A 1,288-nucleotide genomic window follows, 5' to 3' on the forward strand; every position below is an offset into this window, starting at 1 on the left:
TGACCTTGCCCCCGAAAAACGAATCTCTTGCTGAGTGTGTAAACTCAAGCAAGGAGAAGAAACGATGACGGTCAAGGCAAAGCGGGCGCAGTACACGCTCGAATTCAAACTGGAAGCAGTCCGGCTGGTGAAGAACGGCCAGAGTCTGGCTGCGGTGTCGGCGACGCTGGGCGTGGTGCAGCAGACCCTTCACAACTGGGTCAAGGCGGACAGGGAAGGCAAACTGGTCGGAGCCGGGGCGAAGCCGGTCAGTCCAGAGCAGATGGAACTGGCGCGGTTGAGAGCGGAAGTGTCCCGCCTGAAGATGGAGCTCGACATCACAAAAAAAGCGGCGGCGTACTTCGCAAAGGAATTGATGTGAAGTGCGCGTTCATTGACCGGAATCGACACCGCTGGCCAGTCTCAATGCTGTGCGAAGCACTGGAAATCAGTCCCAGCGGATATCATCAGCGTCGGCAGCGCAGCGGCGATGACAAGCCGCACAGATGCCGTATCAGTAACGATGCCCTGCTCGCGCACATCAAGGCGATTCACGTGCAGGTCAAGGGCGAATATGGTTGGCCGCGCATGTGGAAAGAGCTCGTTGCGCGCGGCGTGCGCGTGGGAAAGGAGCGTGTTCGCAAGCTGATGGCGCAGCATGGCATCCGTGCCCGACACAAGCGCAAGTACATCGCGACGACGAACTCGAATCACAACCTGCCGGTGGCGCCGAACCTGTTGGAGCGAAACTTCACAGCAACGGCGCCGAACCAGGTCTGGACGAGCGACATCACGTACTGTGCGACGGCTGAAGGCTGGGTTTATCTGGCGGTCATCATCGACCTGTTCAGCAGACAGGTGGTGGGCTGGTCGATGCAGCCACACATGAAAGCGGAACTGGTCACAGACGCGCTACGCATGGCGTGGTTCCGGCGCCGCCCCGAGGCTGGTGTAATCGTGCATAGCGACCGGGGTAGCCAGTATTGCAGCGGGCGGTTCCAGGACACGCTGAAGGCCTACGCCATGCACTCGTCGATGAGTCGGCGCGGCGACTGCTGGGACAATGCACCGACCGAAAGTCTGTGGGGTTCGTTGAAAGTTGCACGCCTGCATGGCCGGCACTTCGCGACCCGGCGTGCGGCAATGGATGAAATCGTCGACTGGCTTGGCTTTTATAATTCGCGCCGGCTACACTCGACGCTCGACTACGTCAGCCCCATGACGTTCGAGAAAAACTGGTTCGCCGCTCAACAGGGACGAGCCGCATAAATCTCTCAGCTATGGGATTCGCTAAACAGGGGCAAGGTCA

The 1,288-nt window shown here is 59.4% G+C and carries 1 protein-coding gene; it reads left to right on the plus strand.

The annotated features are described in order from the left end of the window. Nucleotides 1-64: 64 nt before the first annotated feature. Nucleotides 65-1,248, plus strand: a protein-coding gene (locus KHO33_RS41840; protein ID WP_128576938.1) for an IS3 family transposase whose coding sequence is annotated in 2 segments (ribosomal slippage) — nt 65-320 and nt 320-1,248 — 1,185 coding nt in all. Because the reading frame shifts where the segments join, the coding sequence is not laid out codon by codon here. Nucleotides 1,249-1,288: the final 40 nt, after the last annotated feature.

It is taken from the genome of Paraburkholderia nemoris, from assembly GCF_905221015.1.
Taxonomy (GTDB): Bacteria; Pseudomonadota; Gammaproteobacteria; order Burkholderiales; family Burkholderiaceae; genus Paraburkholderia; species Paraburkholderia nemoris.